Annotated in this window: 8 protein-coding genes and 2 pseudogenes; 2 read left to right on the plus strand and 8 right to left on the minus strand. The window is 56.5% G+C overall.

Translation table 11 applies throughout. The annotated features are described in order from the left end of the window. Window positions 1-5 precede the first annotated feature (5 nt). Window positions 6-2,504 (plus strand): serine/threonine-protein kinase, encoded by a 2,499-nt coding sequence (locus Fuma_RS24890; RefSeq protein ID WP_077026504.1) that lies wholly within the window; start codon window positions 6-8, stop codon window positions 2,502-2,504. On the opposite strand, the gene Fuma_RS24895 is transcribed toward Fuma_RS24890, so the two are convergent. From Fuma_RS24895 to topA, 8 genes and pseudogenes are all read right to left on the minus strand, one after another. After that, window positions 2,501-2,746: a MoaD/ThiS family protein gene (locus Fuma_RS24895; RefSeq protein ID WP_077026505.1), complete on the minus strand. Its 246-nt coding sequence runs from the start codon at window positions 2,744-2,746 to the stop codon at window positions 2,501-2,503. The two genes, Fuma_RS24890 and Fuma_RS24895, sit on opposite strands and share 4 nt — an antisense overlap. Further along, window positions 2,743-5,817 (minus strand): anaerobic glycerol-3-phosphate dehydrogenase subunit C, encoded by a 3,075-nt coding sequence (locus tag Fuma_RS24900; RefSeq protein WP_077026506.1) that lies wholly within the window; start codon window positions 5,815-5,817, stop codon window positions 2,743-2,745. The genes Fuma_RS24895 and Fuma_RS24900 overlap by 4 nt, the downstream gene beginning before the upstream one ends. 63 nt (window positions 5,818-5,880) lie before the next feature. Next, complete coding sequence (locus tag Fuma_RS24905) at window positions 5,881-6,360, minus strand: hypothetical protein (RefSeq protein WP_077026507.1); 480 nt, start codon at window positions 6,358-6,360, stop codon at window positions 5,881-5,883. Between the two features lie 54 nt (window positions 6,361-6,414). Further along, window positions 6,415-7,230, minus strand: coding sequence for a hypothetical protein (locus tag Fuma_RS24910; protein ID WP_077026508.1), 816 nt, complete (start codon window positions 7,228-7,230; stop codon window positions 6,415-6,417). Then, window positions 7,227-7,844, minus strand: coding sequence for a GTP cyclohydrolase I FolE (gene folE / locus Fuma_RS24915; RefSeq protein WP_077028536.1), 618 nt, complete (start codon window positions 7,842-7,844; stop codon window positions 7,227-7,229). Before folE ends, Fuma_RS24910 begins: the two co-directional genes overlap by 4 nt. A gap of 332 nt (window positions 7,845-8,176) precedes the next feature. Next, a complete protein-coding gene (locus tag Fuma_RS24920) occupies window positions 8,177-9,727 on the minus strand; it encodes an AAA family ATPase (RefSeq protein WP_229360733.1) in 1,551 nt (516 codons plus the stop codon). Between the two features lie 149 nt (window positions 9,728-9,876). Continuing rightward, window positions 9,877-10,158 (minus strand): annotated as a pseudogene (locus tag Fuma_RS36870) (topoisomerase C-terminal repeat-containing protein); the annotation flags it as partial. Further along, window positions 10,141-12,501, minus strand: a pseudogene (gene topA / locus Fuma_RS24925) (type I DNA topoisomerase); the annotation flags it as partial. The pseudogenes Fuma_RS36870 and topA, both read right to left, overlap by 18 nt. A 304-nt stretch (window positions 12,502-12,805) precedes the next feature. On the opposite strand from topA, the gene Fuma_RS24935 reads away from it, so the two are divergent. Beyond that, window positions 12,806-15,652 (plus strand): hypothetical protein, encoded by a 2,847-nt coding sequence (locus tag Fuma_RS24935; RefSeq protein WP_077026511.1) that lies wholly within the window; start codon window positions 12,806-12,808, stop codon window positions 15,650-15,652. Window positions 15,653-15,661: the final 9 nt, after the last annotated feature.

Raw genomic sequence — 15,661 nt, forward strand, 5'->3', positions numbered from 1 at the left:
GAATCATGGCCTCACCCGACCATCAGCGCGTCCGTGAAATTTTTTTGCAGGCGGTGGAACTGCCTCCCGAGGAACAGGACGCTTTTTTGCAGGAGCAGTGCGGTGACGATTCTGCACTGCTGGCGACCGTGCAGCGGCTGTTTGTTCATCACCGTCCGAACGACCTGCTGTTAGAGGTTGAGGAACCAACTGCATTGCCTTCGGCCGCGAACATCGACACTGGCCCCGTCCCGACGGACGCGCCACCTCAAGCAGCGTCGCCGCTGGGGACGCTGCAGTTTGGCGACACCAAGGCGATTGAATCCGGCCTGTCAGCAGTCGGCATGATGGAACGGCATTCGCAGGTATTCCGACGAACTCACAAAGACAGAATTTGGGTTACTGTTGTCTCCGTCGCCGTGTTGCTCGGGCTTGTCAGCGTTGGGTATTGGGTTCATGTATCGATTCATAAAGCGATTGGTGCATCGCTGCGACATTCGATGCAGGCCATGCAGGATGGACAGGTTTATGCAATTGAAACCTGGCTGGCGGCAGAAATACGTTTGGTCGAATCGTGGGCTCAATCGCCTGACGTGGAATCCGCCGTGGCTGAATTGCAGGCGATCGCTGATTCAGCCGATGACCTGAACCAGTCACTGGCGTCGTCCGAGGCTGGTACTCGACTTGCATCAGTCATGAGCAACGCGATCCGCAGTGCGCCGGATGACTCCTATCAGTTTGCCGTCTGGAATCGTGAGAACACGCTGATTGCAGATTCGTCGCCGGAACACGCTGAGTTTCTGGGCAATGGCACGACTGAATACGGGGCTGGTTTGCTGTCGCGCGTCTTCCGTGGTGAGACTGTGCTGTGGTTGCCGACAAAAGAAGGGTACATGACCGAGGGGTTCACGTTAAAAGGCCCCGTGGCGAAACCCGGAATCGCGTTGATCGCGCCGGTTCGTTCGGAGGAAGAGCGTCCGATTGCCGCCATTCTGATTTCTTCACCAGCGCTCCAGGAACGATTTGAGCAGCTGCTTCAACAGGCCCGGTTTGGAGAATCGACCGAGGCTTATGCTTTGACAGAAGACGGCTATTTGCTGACCGAAACGCGACGAACCGACTATCTAAAACAGATCGGTCGGCTTGAAGATTCCGAACATGCGTTTGGCGACCAGGCGCTGCGTGTGACCGATCCCGGTACGAATCTGCTCGAAGACTTTCAGGGTGAGGTGTCTGTTCAGGGCAAAGAGCATTGGCCGCTGACTCGGGCGGCGCAGTCGTTGAGCTCCAGGCTCGATGGCATTGATGTTTCCGGCTACCGCGATTATCGCGGCGTGGAAGTGGTGGGCGTCTGGACATGGATTCCCGCCTACCGTTTCGGCGTCATCATGGAGATTGACTATCGCGAAGCGTACAGCCCCCTGGTTCCTCTGCGGACGGCGTTTGTCGTTATTTTGGCGGCGCTCGCTGTTGCAGCGCTGACAGCGATTATCACTTTCTTCGCACTGATGCGGCGGCGACGACGTGAGCCGGATGGTTCAATTGTGGGGCCGTACACACTCCGATCGCTGCTCGGCGAAGGCGGGTTCGCTCACGTTTATCTGGCCAGTCACGCGTTGCTGAAGCGACCCACAGCGGTGAAGATTCTTAAGCCGGAACAGATGAACGACAAGAATCTGGTCCGCTTCGAACGCGAAGTTCAGCTCGCCAGCAGCCTGACTCATCCGAATACTATCGGCATCTACGATTACGGTTCGACGGCTGAAGGGCGTTTTTATTATGCGATGGAATTTATCAAGGGGTTGTCGCTGAAGGAGCTGATCGACCTCGATGGTCCGCAGTCGCCCGCTCGGACAGTATGGATCGTCAACCAAATTTGCCGCTCGCTGCGTGAAGCTCATGGCAAAGGTCTGATTCATCGCGACATCAAGCCGCAGAATATTATGCTGTGTCGTCGTGGCGGTGAGTACGATACGGTCAAAGTGTTGGACTTCGGACTTGCGCGAAACCTTGGTACCACGGGCGGCAACCGAGTGACTGAGACGCAACTGCTGATCGGCACGCCATTGTATATCGCTCCGGAACGCATTGTTGATCCCGCCTGCATGGACCCTCGATCGGATATTTATTCGCTCGGTATCCTGGCGTATTTTCTGCTCACGGGGCGTGAACCTTTTGACGCCGCCGATTCGATTGACGCGCTCGCCCAGACGATCAACCGCACGGCTCGGAGACCTTCTGAACAATCGCCTGGCCCGATACCTGAAGTCCTGGATCGGCTGATTCGCGACTGCCATTCTCGAGCGATCACTGACCGACCGGAGTCGATGGACGTGGTTCTGTCGCGGCTGCACGACGTTCATCTTGTGGAACCGTGGGATGCTGAGCAGGCCGCCTCATGGTGGAGTCGTCATCGCGCCGAAGTGACGACAACCATGGAAAAGATGGCCAACGTCAAAGACGAGCAAACCACAGCGACTCTGGTTCCGCCTGACATTCGGGATATCACAACGAAGCCGACCTAACCGCCGCTCACCGGAGGAAAGCAGGCGACTTCGTCATTGGTCTTTAGAAGTAAGTCGTCTGCTGCGTACTGATTGTTCACGGCAACCAGCAGTGACGCCTGCAGCGGCTTCAGTTCAGGAATGGATTGCACGAGTGCCGCTCGCAAATCTGCAACACTGGCGTCCTCGGAGATGACGACTTCAACCGGCGACCGGCCGGCCGCATCCCTGGCGGCTGCAAACAGATGAATCTCTACCTTCATGACATCGAATATCCCCATGGTCGCTTCTTCAGAGCGGCTTGCAGTTCCGGCATCAGGCCATACGCCATGGCCATGATCTTTAGCGGATGGACGGTAGGAATCGTCGCCTGTTGTTCCATCTGCATGCGGCAACTGCTGCAGTCTGTGACGCCGGCATTCACGTGAGTCGTCTTCATTTCCTGAATCAGTTCTGCCCCGATGGCCAGCGATTTTTCGAAATGTTCGGCGGCCAGACCAAACGTTCCGGCCATGCCGCTACAGCCTTTTTCAATGCGCTGAACCTGCACGCCAGGAATTAATTCCAGCAGATTGCATAATCCAGTGTCCGGTCCCAACGCTTTGACGTGGCAGGGCGTGTGATACGCCACTGTTAATTCGACCGGGTCAAAGTCCAGCTTCAGCTTTCCGTCCTGATGCAGCTGCCACAAAAACGTGCCGGCATCGAACGTATGATCCGCGACGATTTGTGCGTCCTCCGTCCCCAACAGCAATGGGTACTCCTGCGACAAACACAGCGCGGCAGACGGTTCCGTGCAGACAATCGGATAACCTTCCCGAGCGAGTTCCGTAAGTTCGGCGACGTTTGTTTCTGCGACTTCCCTAGCGGCCGCCAGGTCAGCGACGGCGATCATTGCCATCCCCGAAACCTTCTGGTCCGGCGGTATATAAATTCGAAAACCATTGTGCTGAAGAATGCGAACAAAGGCTTCGGCCAACTCCGGATCATGATGGTTGGCGAAGTAGTCAACAAAGTAGGCAATTGTTGGCGTCGATGATGTGGGGTCAGCCGTATTGTGTTCACTTTGGACGCGGCGCGACTTCATAAAGGGACGGCTGGCAAATCGCGGCAGGCGCCGCTGTTCGGCGATGCCCAGCATCCTGTTCAGAACAGAACGTGACACACCCAGTCGCAGCATGCGGTTGGCCATCATGGTGAACCGCGACGCGAATCTCGCGTATGTATGAAATCGAGACATCAGCCAATCGGTCTTGCCCAGTCCCTGAACGGCAACGTGTTCTGCGCGAGCTTCCAACATGAGGTGCGGGATGTCGACCTCAGACGGACATTCCAACACGCATTGCTTGCAGTTGAAACAGCTTTCCACCACCGGTTGCACAGCTTTATCGATGACAATTTCGGCCGGCTCACGCCCACTGATCAGCCGTCTCAGCAGATTTGCTTTGCTGCGCGGGCTGTTCTCCTCGACACCGTCTTCGTGAAAGAAGGGACACATTCTTGCGGTGGGTGACGTTGTGCGACATGTGCCGCAACCGTTGCACCGAGCGGCTGCGTCCATCGCCGTTTCGCCGTCCCAGCTTAGCTGCAGAATCGGCAGCAGGGGCGACTGTTCGTCCACAGTCTTCGGCAGTGGCTGAGCTTCCGCACCGCGAAGATGGCGCACGGTAAGCTGGCCATCGTTGCTGATGATTTTGTCGGGGTTCAGCAGATGTTGCGGGTCGAAGATGTCCTTCACCTGCTGAAACGTACGGTACAGCGGACCGTACATCGATCTGATGAACGCTGTCCGAGACAGGCCGTCACCGTGTTCGCCACTGATTGTGCCGCCAACCGTTTTGACGTGCCGATAAAGGTCACGCGCGATGGATTCCAGTTGTTCGGCATGACCGGGACGCGGGCGCGGCAACATGGGGCGCAGATGCAGCTGGCCAGATGCGGCGTGGGCATACAGAGTGGCGGTGACTTCGTGCTTCTGAAACGTCCGCTGAGCCAGCGTCAGGAAGCCGGAAATTTCTTCGGGCGGCACAGCGATGTCTTCAACAAATGGCAACGGCCGAGAAGTTCCCTTCAGGCTGTCCAGCAACGAAACCACGCGACCGGGCAGAGTCCACAGGAATTCGACGTCAGCGATGTCACACGTTTTCCGGGTCACAACGAACTGTCGTTCCGTTTTTGACAGGATTGATTCAGCGTTGTCGATGCGCTGTTCGATTTCCGCCTTGCTGCTGCCGTTGAATTCGACAAACAGGCCCGCTTCAGCATCCGGGTCGACCACGTCTGAAAATCGGCTGTCAGAATCACGTCCCAGGCTTAGCAGACGCCTGTCCAGCAGGTCGCAGGCGCTGGGTTCAAGAATCAGTAACTGTTGCATGGCCAGCAACGCGGAATCCATGCTGGCAAACATCAGCACCATCATGCCGCGATGTTCTGGCAAAGGCATGGTGTGCAGCAGCACTTCCGTGGCCATTGCGAGGCTGCCTTCGCTGCCCGCTATCAGCCGAGGAAAGTTCAGCACGCCCTGATCCTGCACGCCGCGATTCAGAACACTGCGCAGCATGTAGCCGCTGCTGTTTCTTAGTAACACCGGTTGGTGCTGTTTGATCAGGTCTGTTGACTCAGCCAGTAGCGCCGCCAGGCGTTCGACAAGGTCCGTTTTGCGAAGCAGTGGGGTCAGGCTGGTTAGCGGCAGCGATTCGTTGCGGACCGGTGGAACAAAATCTCGATGTCGCGGCAGGTCGGTTGAGCTCGCGAAGCCGGCGTCTGGTTGCCGAATCGCGTACGATCGAGGCACTTGTTCGCACCCCAGTTCCATCACCTGTCCGCCCATCAAAACGCATTGCAACGACTTGACGTGATCGCGTGTGGAACCCACTCGAAATGCGTGCGACCCCGCCGCATCAACGCCCAGCATGCCGCCGATCGTTGTGATTGCGGCGTTGGAAGGATCCGGCGCGAAGCAGCGACCGTGTTGTCGCAGTGTGCGATTGAGTTCCGCCAGAGTTATGCCCGGCTGAACTCGCACCGTGTCTCCATCGACACTCAGCAACCGGTTCATGTGACGAGAGAAATCGACCACGATGCCTGCGCCCAGGCACCCTCCCGCCAGCCCGGTTCCTGCTCCGCGAGGGATCAGGGCGACGTCGTTATCAGATGCATAGCGTGCCAGCGTTGCAACGTCGGTCGTGTGCTTCGGAAACGCGACGGCCAGCGGCTTGATTTCGTACAGACTGGCATCTGTGGCATACACCGCCGTGGTGACGTTGTCGACGCGTAATTCGCCTTCCAGCAAATCCGTCAGGTCTTCCGCAATCTGTAGGCGTGCTTCCTCCAAGGAAGAAAACTCCGTGATGTGATATGGCTTGGAACAATCTTGAGATCCACCGTGCAGGCACGATCAATCTCGAGAACCGTCCTTTGTAGCGGCATCCTGTCGTTTTTTCATCTGGACGTAGCGTTCGCTTAGTTCAAGGTCGAATGCGGGATACGCGTTGTCCAGTGCCGTTTTGCGGTGTCGAGCTCGGCAGCGGTAACAAACCAGCATGTCTGTCATGAAGGTGTACAGCATCATGTCGACGAAAGCGAACGCCATCAAAATGCCAAGTGCCCAGATCGGTTCATGCTGATACCAGGCGATGGTACTAAGCAGGCCTCCAGCCACCACAAAGCCCAACCCGACGGCCGGCGGAAAGTCCTTCTGACGCCACAGATCTTCACAGCCGCACACGCGACACCGGCGACAGAACTCACCATCGAAATCCTGCTGCCCCTCATCGCGAGACCAATCGCAGCGCTGGCATTGGACCGGTCCAGTCGCGGGTTCCGGTCGACATACCGAACGCTCTTCACAAACCGGACATTGAAAGATGATCTGCATGGCGAAGCTGATTTCGTGCTTAAAAAGGCGACGGTCGTTGAGTGCCTGGCTCGTTTAAAAGGGAATCATGGTGTCGCGTTCCAGTAGCGCGGCTGTCATTTCGCCCATGAACGCCAGGATCAGTCCGGCAAACAGAATTCCCGTGGCGGACTGAGTGTTTCGGTGCTTGAGGACTCGCCAGACCAGTATCGCGACAATCACAGGAGCCACAATTCCGCCCAGCCAGCGAATGCCAAACCAGATCTGTTGCGTCGAATCCGAAAATGACCCACCGAACTCTGCAAACGCCCAGATTGACGCGACAAGACGAAGCACTGCGGCCGTCAGAATGGCTTTGTTGAACCACCAGATGGGCAGGGTACTCATGGTGGGCGTCGTCAGATACCAGTGTCCCAACAGCATGCCGGTCAATACGCCGCCCACTACCGCTGCTGATGAAAAGTCAGACAGTAGCTGAAGCCCAACCGACCCCGTGTTGGGTACATTCCACGAATGCAGTGCCAACGCGGACACGCATGAAGCTGTCAATAAATGAATGCATAAATTGCCTGGTAGGCGCCGTCCTAAAGCCCAGAACACCGTGCCCGCATAGCATACGGCCGCAGCGAAAATGCTTAATGCTCGAATCCACCAGGCAATGCTAATCGCTTTGGCTTCGGAGGACGTGACAACAGCTTCAGACATCTCGCCACCTGCCGCGGCGACTGGCCATGTGGTTCCCGTCGCCAGCGAAAGAGCGGTCAGCACTGTCAGGCCGAGCAGCACGCGCATTTGAATTCGGAAGAAACCGTCCGTCACTTCCTTGCGCGGCATTAGCCACCACATCATGGTGATGCCGGCCGACAGCTTGAGAAGAAAAACGGCAATCATGAGTGCTTGTTGATCAGCGACATGGCTTCAGCACGACTGGACGCATCCTTCTTCAGCAGTCCTCGCACAGCGCTGGTGATCGTAATGGCGCCGGGCTTCTTGACGCCGCGAATCGTCATGCACGTGTGTTCGGCTTCAAGAACGACAATCACGCCTTTGGCATCCAGTTCGGATTCCACAAGGTCGGCGACCATGTGAGTCATCCGTTCCTGCACCTGTGGTCGGCGCGATACTTCGTCGACCACACGAGCCAGTTTGCTGAGCCCCGTGACTTTGCCTCGCGGGATGTAGCCCACATGAGCCGTGCCGATGAACGGAAGGAGGTGATGTTCGCACATGCTGTGAAACGAAATGTCGCGAACCAGCACCATTTCGTCGTATTGTTCTTCAAACACCTTGTGCAGATGGCGACCGGGATCCATGTGCAGGCCGCCAAACATTTCGGCGTACATCCGCGCGACTCGCGCCGGAGTTTCCTGCAGCCCGTCGCGATCGGGATCTTCACCAACGGCCATCAGGATCTCGCGGACGGCCGCTTCAATCCTCGGTTTGTCGATGTGTCGAGCTTCCGGCGGCGTGGCTCCGGAAGCCAGTGTGTCTTTCGGGTCGGTCATGAATTCGCTTGTCAGGCATCGAGGACAACAGGACAAAGAGTCGCTGAAAGGACCGACTCCATCACCGCATTTTGTCCGCAAAACGGCTTGTGTCCCGCCATTCTTGTCCCGAATTCGCAGCTTTTCCGCTGATTGAACCGTTTCTTCCCGATTTCGTGTCCCGGGCACACCCTGGCTTGCATCTGTGTCGCACGTTTTGACCGAATTTCGGCTGAGCTCCCTGTTATAGCGGTGATCTCACGTGATTGCCGGCCTGCGAGTATTGCCCTCCACCTGGCGACAAACGGCGGAGTGATCGAGGCTGGGTCAGCGGTTCAATCCTACGCAGCTTCTTAATCTGCCATCACGCAGCGGTTGGTGGCCCAGTCGCGGAGGTATTCGATTTTCTCGGACATCAGGCTGGAAAGCGGGTGCGTTTCGACGATTGCTTTCAGAATATCTTCCGTCTGCAGGTCGCGTTTTTCTGAGAATGCGTGAAACAGGCCGGATGCAATCGCCTGTTCGATTTCTGACCCCGTCAGGTCCTTCGACGCGTCCGCCAGATCGTCGACTCGAAATTTGTGTGGGTCGCGTTTCTTACGAGTCAGGTGGATTTGAAAAATCTGACGCCGCGCATCCACGCCGGGCAGGTCGATAAAGAAGACTTCGTCAAAGCGACCTTTTCGCAGTAGTTCCGGAGGCAACGCGGAAATGTCATTGGCTGTGGCCACCATGAAAATGGGTTCGCGATGATCCTGCATCCACGACAATAGCGTGCCGAACATGCGCTGCGACAAGCCGCCATCGGCAGAAGAGCTTGATGCGGACGCAAACGCTTTCTCGATTTCGTCGATCCACAGCACGACCGGAGCCATCGCTTCGGCCTGCTGAATGGCTTGCCGCAACTGGTTTTCGCTTTCGCCGACGAACTTCTGGTACAGCACGCCTGGGTCCAGTCGCAGCAGTGGCATGCCCCAGTCAGCTGCAACGGCTTTCGCACACAGACTTTTGCCGCAGCCTGGTACGCCCAACATCAGCACGCCGCGCGGAGGGTCGATTCCGAATTCACGAGCTTCTTCCGAGAATCCGCCGCGTCGTTGCGCCAGCCAGTTCTTTAAGCCTCGAAGTCCGCCGACTTCTTCGATATCAAAATCAATCGTCATCGATTCCAGCGCACCGGACGATTCCAGCAGACGGCGCTTGGCGTCAATGACACGCTGCAGGTCGCTGCCCGTTAAAGCGCTGTCGTCAAGGATCACGGATTCGACAATGCGCACCGCTTCCGAACGAGTTAACCCGCGAAGGTTCAGTACCAGTTGGTCAAGTTCGTTGGTTCGCAGTTCAGAGACGACTTTTGATTGAGCGGACCGCTTGACGGAACGATACGTCTGCTTCACCAGTTCGTACAGTTCCTGTTTGTCCGGCAATCCGGGTCGCCAGGGAACCGCCAGCCGCTGCACTCGCGGATGCAACGCTTCTTCGTCCATCAGAATCAGACACTCGCGGCGGCCGTCCGTTTGTTCCAGATAGTCGGCAATCATGCGCCGGAAGATCGGTTGAGTCGTATACTGCGCGGAGCCTCGCAGGCAGCAGATGGCCGAACGTTTTTGACGCATGAAATACTGCAGCGCGAGTTCCGGCTTGCTGGTGCCGGACACCGCAGCGGGCTCACGAACGTCTGGTGAGAACACTCGCACGCCGCTGGTCTGTGTCCAATCCTGCACGGTGCGATCCATGCGCCGAGCGACTTCCATGATGGCTTGTAGCTCGATGGCTTCGTCTGTGCTGTGGACCGAAATGAGCTTGTGGCGTGCCTGAATAAGATTCTGCAAGTCGTCCTGCATGGCGGGCAGGTCGACTTTGTCATTCAGCAATGATGCGGCAAGCTGTTCGTTGTCCATCATCGGTCCCGCCGTGCTGTCACAAATGAGTCTCAGGTGTGGCAGTAACCGGAGGGCTTACGTCCTCGGCCCGCCGTCAGTGCCGGTCAACTTTCTCCACCACTCTTTTTCTTCGCTGTCTTTTTCTTGCCGGAAGCCGCTTTCTTGGCGGCCTTCTTTTTCGCCGTTTTTTTCTTGGCAGCCTTCTTCTTTGCTGACTTCTTTTTGATGCCTTTCTTCGCGGCCTTTTCGTCGATCCACTCCAGCGCCTGTTCGAGCGTGATGGAGTTGATGTCCGTGTCTTTCGGAATCGTAGCGTTGATCTTGCCGTGCTTGACGTACATGCCATAGCGGCCTTCGAAAACGCCGATCACACTTTCGTCTTCCGGATGTTTGCCGATCTCGCGGATCGGTTCCGGAGCGGCTCGCTTTTTCGTGTTCTTCAGCAGTTCCACGGCTGCGTCCATGGTCATGTTCAGGACGTTGTACGTTTCGCCGTTGTATTCGTACGTGTGAGTCTTCCGGTCGTAGCTGCCGTAGACTTTGTTGTGCAGCACATACGGTCCGAAGCGACCGATGCCCGTGTTGACGACCTTGTCTGTAAGCGGGTGCTTGCCGATGCGACGGGGCAGGGCGAGCAACTGAATGGCGGTTTCGAGGTCGATGTTCAGCGGGTCAAAGCAATTAGGAATGCTGCAACGCTTGGGCTTAGGCTGTTCTTCTGTGACTTCGCCCAATTGCAGGTACGGGCCGAACGGACCATTCAACTGGTAGACCGGCTGTCCTTCTTCGGGATGCATGCCGAGTGCCGTCGGCCCCTTTTGCTTTTCTTCAATTAGTCGCTCAGCCAGTTCGTTGTTCAGATCGGCAGGAGCGACCGAAAGTGGAATCGATGCCGTGAGTTTTTCTTCGCCGTCCATCTTTTCGAAGTACGGACCATACCGGCCGACTCGCACGTCCGCATCGATGCCGTCCAGCTTCAGCGTACATGCTTCTCGCGGATCAATTTCGCTTTCGTGCTTCTTGACCTGTTCGTTAATGCCTTCGTCGCCTGCGTAGAATTCACGCAGGTAAGGCAATCGGTCGGCGTTGCCGGTGGCGATGTCGTCCAGCGTCTGTTCCATGCCTGCCGTAAAACCGAAGTCGACAAGCTTCGGGAAGTGTTTCTCAAGCAATTTGGTGACGGCCAGACCCTTGAATGTCGGCACAAGCTGGCTGCCGTTCTTGTTAACGTACTCGCGGTCCTGAATCGTGCCAATGATGCTCGCATAGGTTGACGGGCGGCCGATGCCTTCGGCTTCCAGCTTGCGGACCAGCGACGCTTCGGTGTATCGCGCGGGCGGTTTGGTTTCGTGAGGAATCGCTTCCACATCTTCGCAGCCGACCTTGTCGTTTTCGGCCAGCGGCGGAAGTGGAGAATCCTGATCGTCCAGAGCCGCATCGGGATCGTCGCTGCCTTCGACGTAGGCTCGAAAGAACCCGGGAAATTCAACGGTGCGTCCGCTGGATCGGAAATCCGCGTCGCCGGCTGTAATGGTCACGTTGTCGAAACGCAGTTTGGCGTCGGCCATTTGAGTGGCCATCGTGCGTTTCCAGATCAGGTCGTACAGTCTGGACTGTGGGCCGTCGACACCGATTTCTTCAGCCGTCATCATCTTTTTGCCCGCCGGGCGGATGGCTTCGTGAGCCTCCTGAGCTCCCTTATTCTTGTTCGTGAACTGTCGTGGCGAAGGGCTTAGATAGTCGCCGCCATACAGCTTGTCGATGCGTCCTCGCGCGGCGTCCATGGCTTCTGCGCTAAGGTTGACGCTGTCGGTTCGCATGTAAGTAATGTGCCCCGCTTCGTACAGGCGTTGAGCCGTCTGCATTGTTTGGCGAGCCGTCATATTCAGCTTGCGGCTGGCTTCCTGCTGCAGCGTACTGGTTGTGAACGGCGGTGCGGGCTTGCGCGTCTGTCGTTTTTGTTCGACGCTGGTGACCACCCAGTCGCCGCTGGCGATACGAGCCTGCAGTTCTTTGGCGGCGTCTTCTTCCAGCAGTAAGACGTTGGAGCCTTCCTTCAGTTGCCCCGTGTTTTCGTCGAAGTCTTTGCCGGTGGCGATGCGTTGTCCGCCGACAGTCTGCAGGACCGAATCAAAAAGCTGTCCCGATTTTGCCTTTAAGCTGGCTTTCAGGTCCCAGAATGATCCACTGCGGAACTTCAGGCGTTCGATTTCGCGTTCCACCAGAATTCGCACGGCCACACTTTGGACTCGACCCGCCGAGAGCTTGGGCGCAATCTTTTTCCACAGCAGCGGGCTTAACGTGTAGCCATACAGCCGGTCGACCACGCGGCGGGTTTCCTGAGCCGCCACAAGGTTTTCGTCCATTTCTCGCGTATTCGACAGGGCTTCCAAAATCGCTTCGTTGGTGATTTCGGAGAACACCATGCGTTTTGTGGGCACTTTGGGATTCAGCAGCTGGATTAAGTGCCAGCCAATGCTTTCACCTTCACGGTCTTCGTCGGTCGCGATTAGCAGTTCTTCGGCGTCTTTCAGTAAATCCTTCAGCTCCTTGACGGTCTTCTTCTTGTCCTGGGGCACGACGTACAGCGGCTCGAACTCACTGTCGACGTTCACGCCAAGGTTCGACCACGACTCCTTTTTCAGCGCAGCAGGAATCTCAGCGGCTCGCGCCGGAAGGTCGCGGACGTGTCCCACGCTGGCTCGCACGACATATTGGTCGCCCAGAAACCCTTGAATTTTCTTGGCTTTTGCCGGCGACTCGACAATCACGAGTGCCTTTTTCTTTTTTGCCATGATGTGTTACACAGTCCTTAGTGCTTCGCGGTGTTGGTCAGGTCGCCATGAATCGGCAAACCATTCCAGAGACCATCGCGAATGACGTAACCTTAGGTTTGGGTTGACCTTGTTTCATTTCTGCGGACAGCTAAAATCCGCCGCTTTCGCGCACCGTTCAGGCTCTCTCGTTAACTGCGAGGCGTCGCCTGAACTGTGCGAATCAGCTTCGAATTCGTGGGTGGGATACGACTCGCCACCCTGTCTGTCAAGCCAGGTGTACAAATTGACCACCTGATGCCCCGGCCAATCCAAGAGTAATTTCATGGCTTCACCGTTCAAGATTTTCCGCAAATACTCCGGCGGCATGATGATCATTATGGTCATCCTGTCGATGCTGCTGTTCACTTTGACCGACCTTTTCATGGACCCGTCGGCCAATCTGTGGCTGCTGGGGATTTTGATTGGGGGAACAGTATTCGGCATTGCAGGCGTCGGTCAGGGACGCTGGCTGCAGTGGGGCCTTGGCGGGGCGGTTTTAGGAGCCGCACTGGGATTTATCCTGCCAGGCTTCGTAGAAGGCACCGGGCTAAACACGTCTTTGGGCGTCATTAGCCAGGAAGACATGGAAGAAATGGAGATGCGTCGCTACGTGGCGAATCAGTTCGTCAGCCGCGCGATGGAAGAAAGCTTTGGCGAAGGTACCGCTCGATTTGCCACTCTGTTCGGCTTCGGCCACGAATCCATCCGCGAGGACGTGATTTTCGGCAAACTGCTGCGAGCCGAAGCGGACCGTTTGGGCATCACCGTCGACGAAACGATGGTCCGCGATTATCTCAGCAACACGATGAACGAGAAGCTGACCAAGGATCACTACATCGCCGCCAGAAACGCGATTGCCTATCAGGGCAAACAGCTGGACGACGACACGTTGGTTAGCGTGCTGGCTGACGAAATCAAAGCACGACTCGCTTTTCTGACCCTTCAACCACGCACAGCCGCGTTGCCACCGGGCCCGGAAGTGTATTGGCAGTACTATCGCAAGCTGAACGTCCGGCAGCAGCTGGGCCTGGCGGCCGTCGATGTCGATGCCTTTGTTGACGAAGTCGGTGAACCGACGGACGCTGAGGTCAACGAAATGTTCGCGAAGTACGCGACAAAACGACCGAACGAAGAAGATCGAGGGTCTCCCGGTTTCCGACTGCCGTTTCGCACTCAACTGGCCTACATCGAAGTCGACGCGAAGTCAGTGGAAAACGAAGTCGGCGAAGTGACCGATGAACAGATTCAGAAGTATTACGATGAAAATAAAGAGACACCGCTGATCAAGCGTCCCGTGATTCCGGATTTTGACGAAAGCGAAACCGAAAAGGACGAGCCAGCGAAGCAGGACGCCGACGCCGAAAAAGAAGGTGAACCAGCAGACGCCAAGTCCGACAAAGCGGAGTCGAAAGCTGATGCGGACAAGCCAGCGGCAGACGATGCGAAGAAGCCAGCTGAACCGAAGCCAGCTGAACCAGCGGCTGATAAGCCTGCGAGCACAGAGAAGCCCGCTGCAGATGCTGCGAAGCCAGCAGAGGAAGCTCCGGCTAAGCCAGAACCTAAGCCAGAACCTAAGCCAGAGCCCAAACCAGCGCCTGAGGAACCGAAGGCAGACGAACCCGAAACGGCAAAGGAAGAACCTTCGGAGCCTGAGGATGATAGTTGCGGTGCGTTTGAGCCCGATGAAACGGAAGCCGACGAACCTTCATCAGAGGAAACGAAAGAAGAAGCCAAAGCTGATACGGCAGATTCAAAAGAAGCTGCACCAGACGAAGCTGCGACTGCCGAAACGAAGGCCGATGCCGACGAGAAAACAGAGAGTGCTGTCAGTCCTGCGGCGGCAGACAAGCCGGCGGCTTTGACCATTCCAGATACTCCCATCATTACTCCAGGCACCAGCAAGACGCCTGAGATCCCGGAAACGCAATACGAATACCGAGAACTGGATGATGAACTGAAAGCAGAAATCCGCGATGAGATCATGCGTCAGCGGGTGCAGGAAGCCATCGATGAAAAGCTGAGCCAGGCGAAAGCTCAGATGGAAACCATCGCACGAGATCGATCGAAAGAACGCTTCTCGCGAATTGAAAAGAACCCGGGAGCCTTCGAAGGTACGGACGAAGAAAAGCAGGAAGCGCTGCGTGAACTGCGTGTCGAACTGGCACCGTTTTACGATGAGCTGAATGACCGCCTGAAAGCATATGCTGGCGAGAACGGATTGACGTACGTCGAAACTCCGATGCTTAGCTATTCTGAGCTGATTGAAGAAGAAGATTATCCGATCGGATCAGCGACGGAACCAACCGAGAATCCGATGCTGGCGGCTCAGGCACCACAAGTCGCTCGCACCGTGTTCCAGTCGTTTTCCAACAGTGAACAGAACAACGACGCTCAACTTTACCTCGTTCGTGAAGCTGTGCTGCGGTCCGTGAATCTGGACGGTGGCGAGCACCATTATGTGTATTGGGCCGTCGACTTTTCGCCGTCACACGTTCCCACGCTGGATGAGCCTGGCATTCGGGAAATGGTTGTTCTGGAATGGAAACGTCAGAAGGCACGCGATCTGGCCAGCAAACGCGCGAAAGAGTTGGCCGAACAGGTCCGAACGGGTCTCGCCAAAGAAGGCGAAGCCAAGCAGGAAATGGCGGCCGCTCTGAAAGGCGCGACGGTCACAGGCGAAGAAAACGGCACCGAACTGGCCGTACGAAAGACGATGCCATTTTCATGGCTGCGGACTTCCAGTGCTTCACCCATGAGCTTCCAGACTCCGCAAGCCACGCTGTCTCCGATTCAGTTTGAAGACGTCGTCGGTGGAATGCTGGAACGCGTCGACGAACGCTTTATGGAGGCTGTGTTTAACGACATGAAAGACGAAGAAGTCGACGTCGTACCGAATGTTGACCTTTCGCAATACTATGTCGTGCACGTGACGAATCGTTTTCCGACACCGGAAATCGGCGAAGACGGACTGCGCGAACGGTTTGCGAACGAAGGCCAGCAGTTTGCGTTTGCTCGCAGTCCAATGGTTGGGGTCATGCAGCAGCAGATCGCTGGTCCCGCTCGACTGGCGTGGGAACGCGATCTGTGGAAAAAGTACGGCGTTGATCCGGACGGTGAACCACAGGAATAGCGGCTCCCT

Source organism: Fuerstiella marisgermanici, assembly GCF_001983935.1.
GTDB classification, from domain to species: domain Bacteria; phylum Planctomycetota; class Planctomycetia; order Planctomycetales; family Planctomycetaceae; genus Fuerstiella; species Fuerstiella marisgermanici.

Bases quoted from the DNA above. Each gene is read 5' to 3' on its own strand.
- Fuma_RS24895 (WP_077026505.1), bottom strand. From the start codon at position 2,746: ATGAAGGTAGAGATTCATCTGTTTGCAGCCGCCAGGGATGCGGCCGGC.
- Fuma_RS24920 (WP_229360733.1), bottom strand. From the start codon at position 9,727: ATGATGGACAACGAACAGCTTGCCGCATCATTGCTGAATGACAAAGTC.
- Fuma_RS24935 (WP_077026511.1), top strand. From the start codon at position 12,806: ATGGCTTCACCGTTCAAGATTTTCCGCAAATACTCCGGCGGCATGATG.
- folE (WP_077028536.1), bottom strand. From the start codon at position 7,844: ATGACCGACCCGAAAGACACACTGGCTTCCGGAGCCACGCCGCCGGAA.
- Fuma_RS24910 (WP_077026508.1), bottom strand. From the start codon at position 7,230: ATGATTGCCGTTTTTCTTCTCAAGCTGTCGGCCGGCATCACCATGATG.
- Fuma_RS24890 (WP_077026504.1), top strand. From the start codon at position 6: ATGGCCTCACCCGACCATCAGCGCGTCCGTGAAATTTTTTTGCAGGCG.
- Fuma_RS24905 (WP_077026507.1), bottom strand. From the start codon at position 6,360: ATGCAGATCATCTTTCAATGTCCGGTTTGTGAAGAGCGTTCGGTATGT.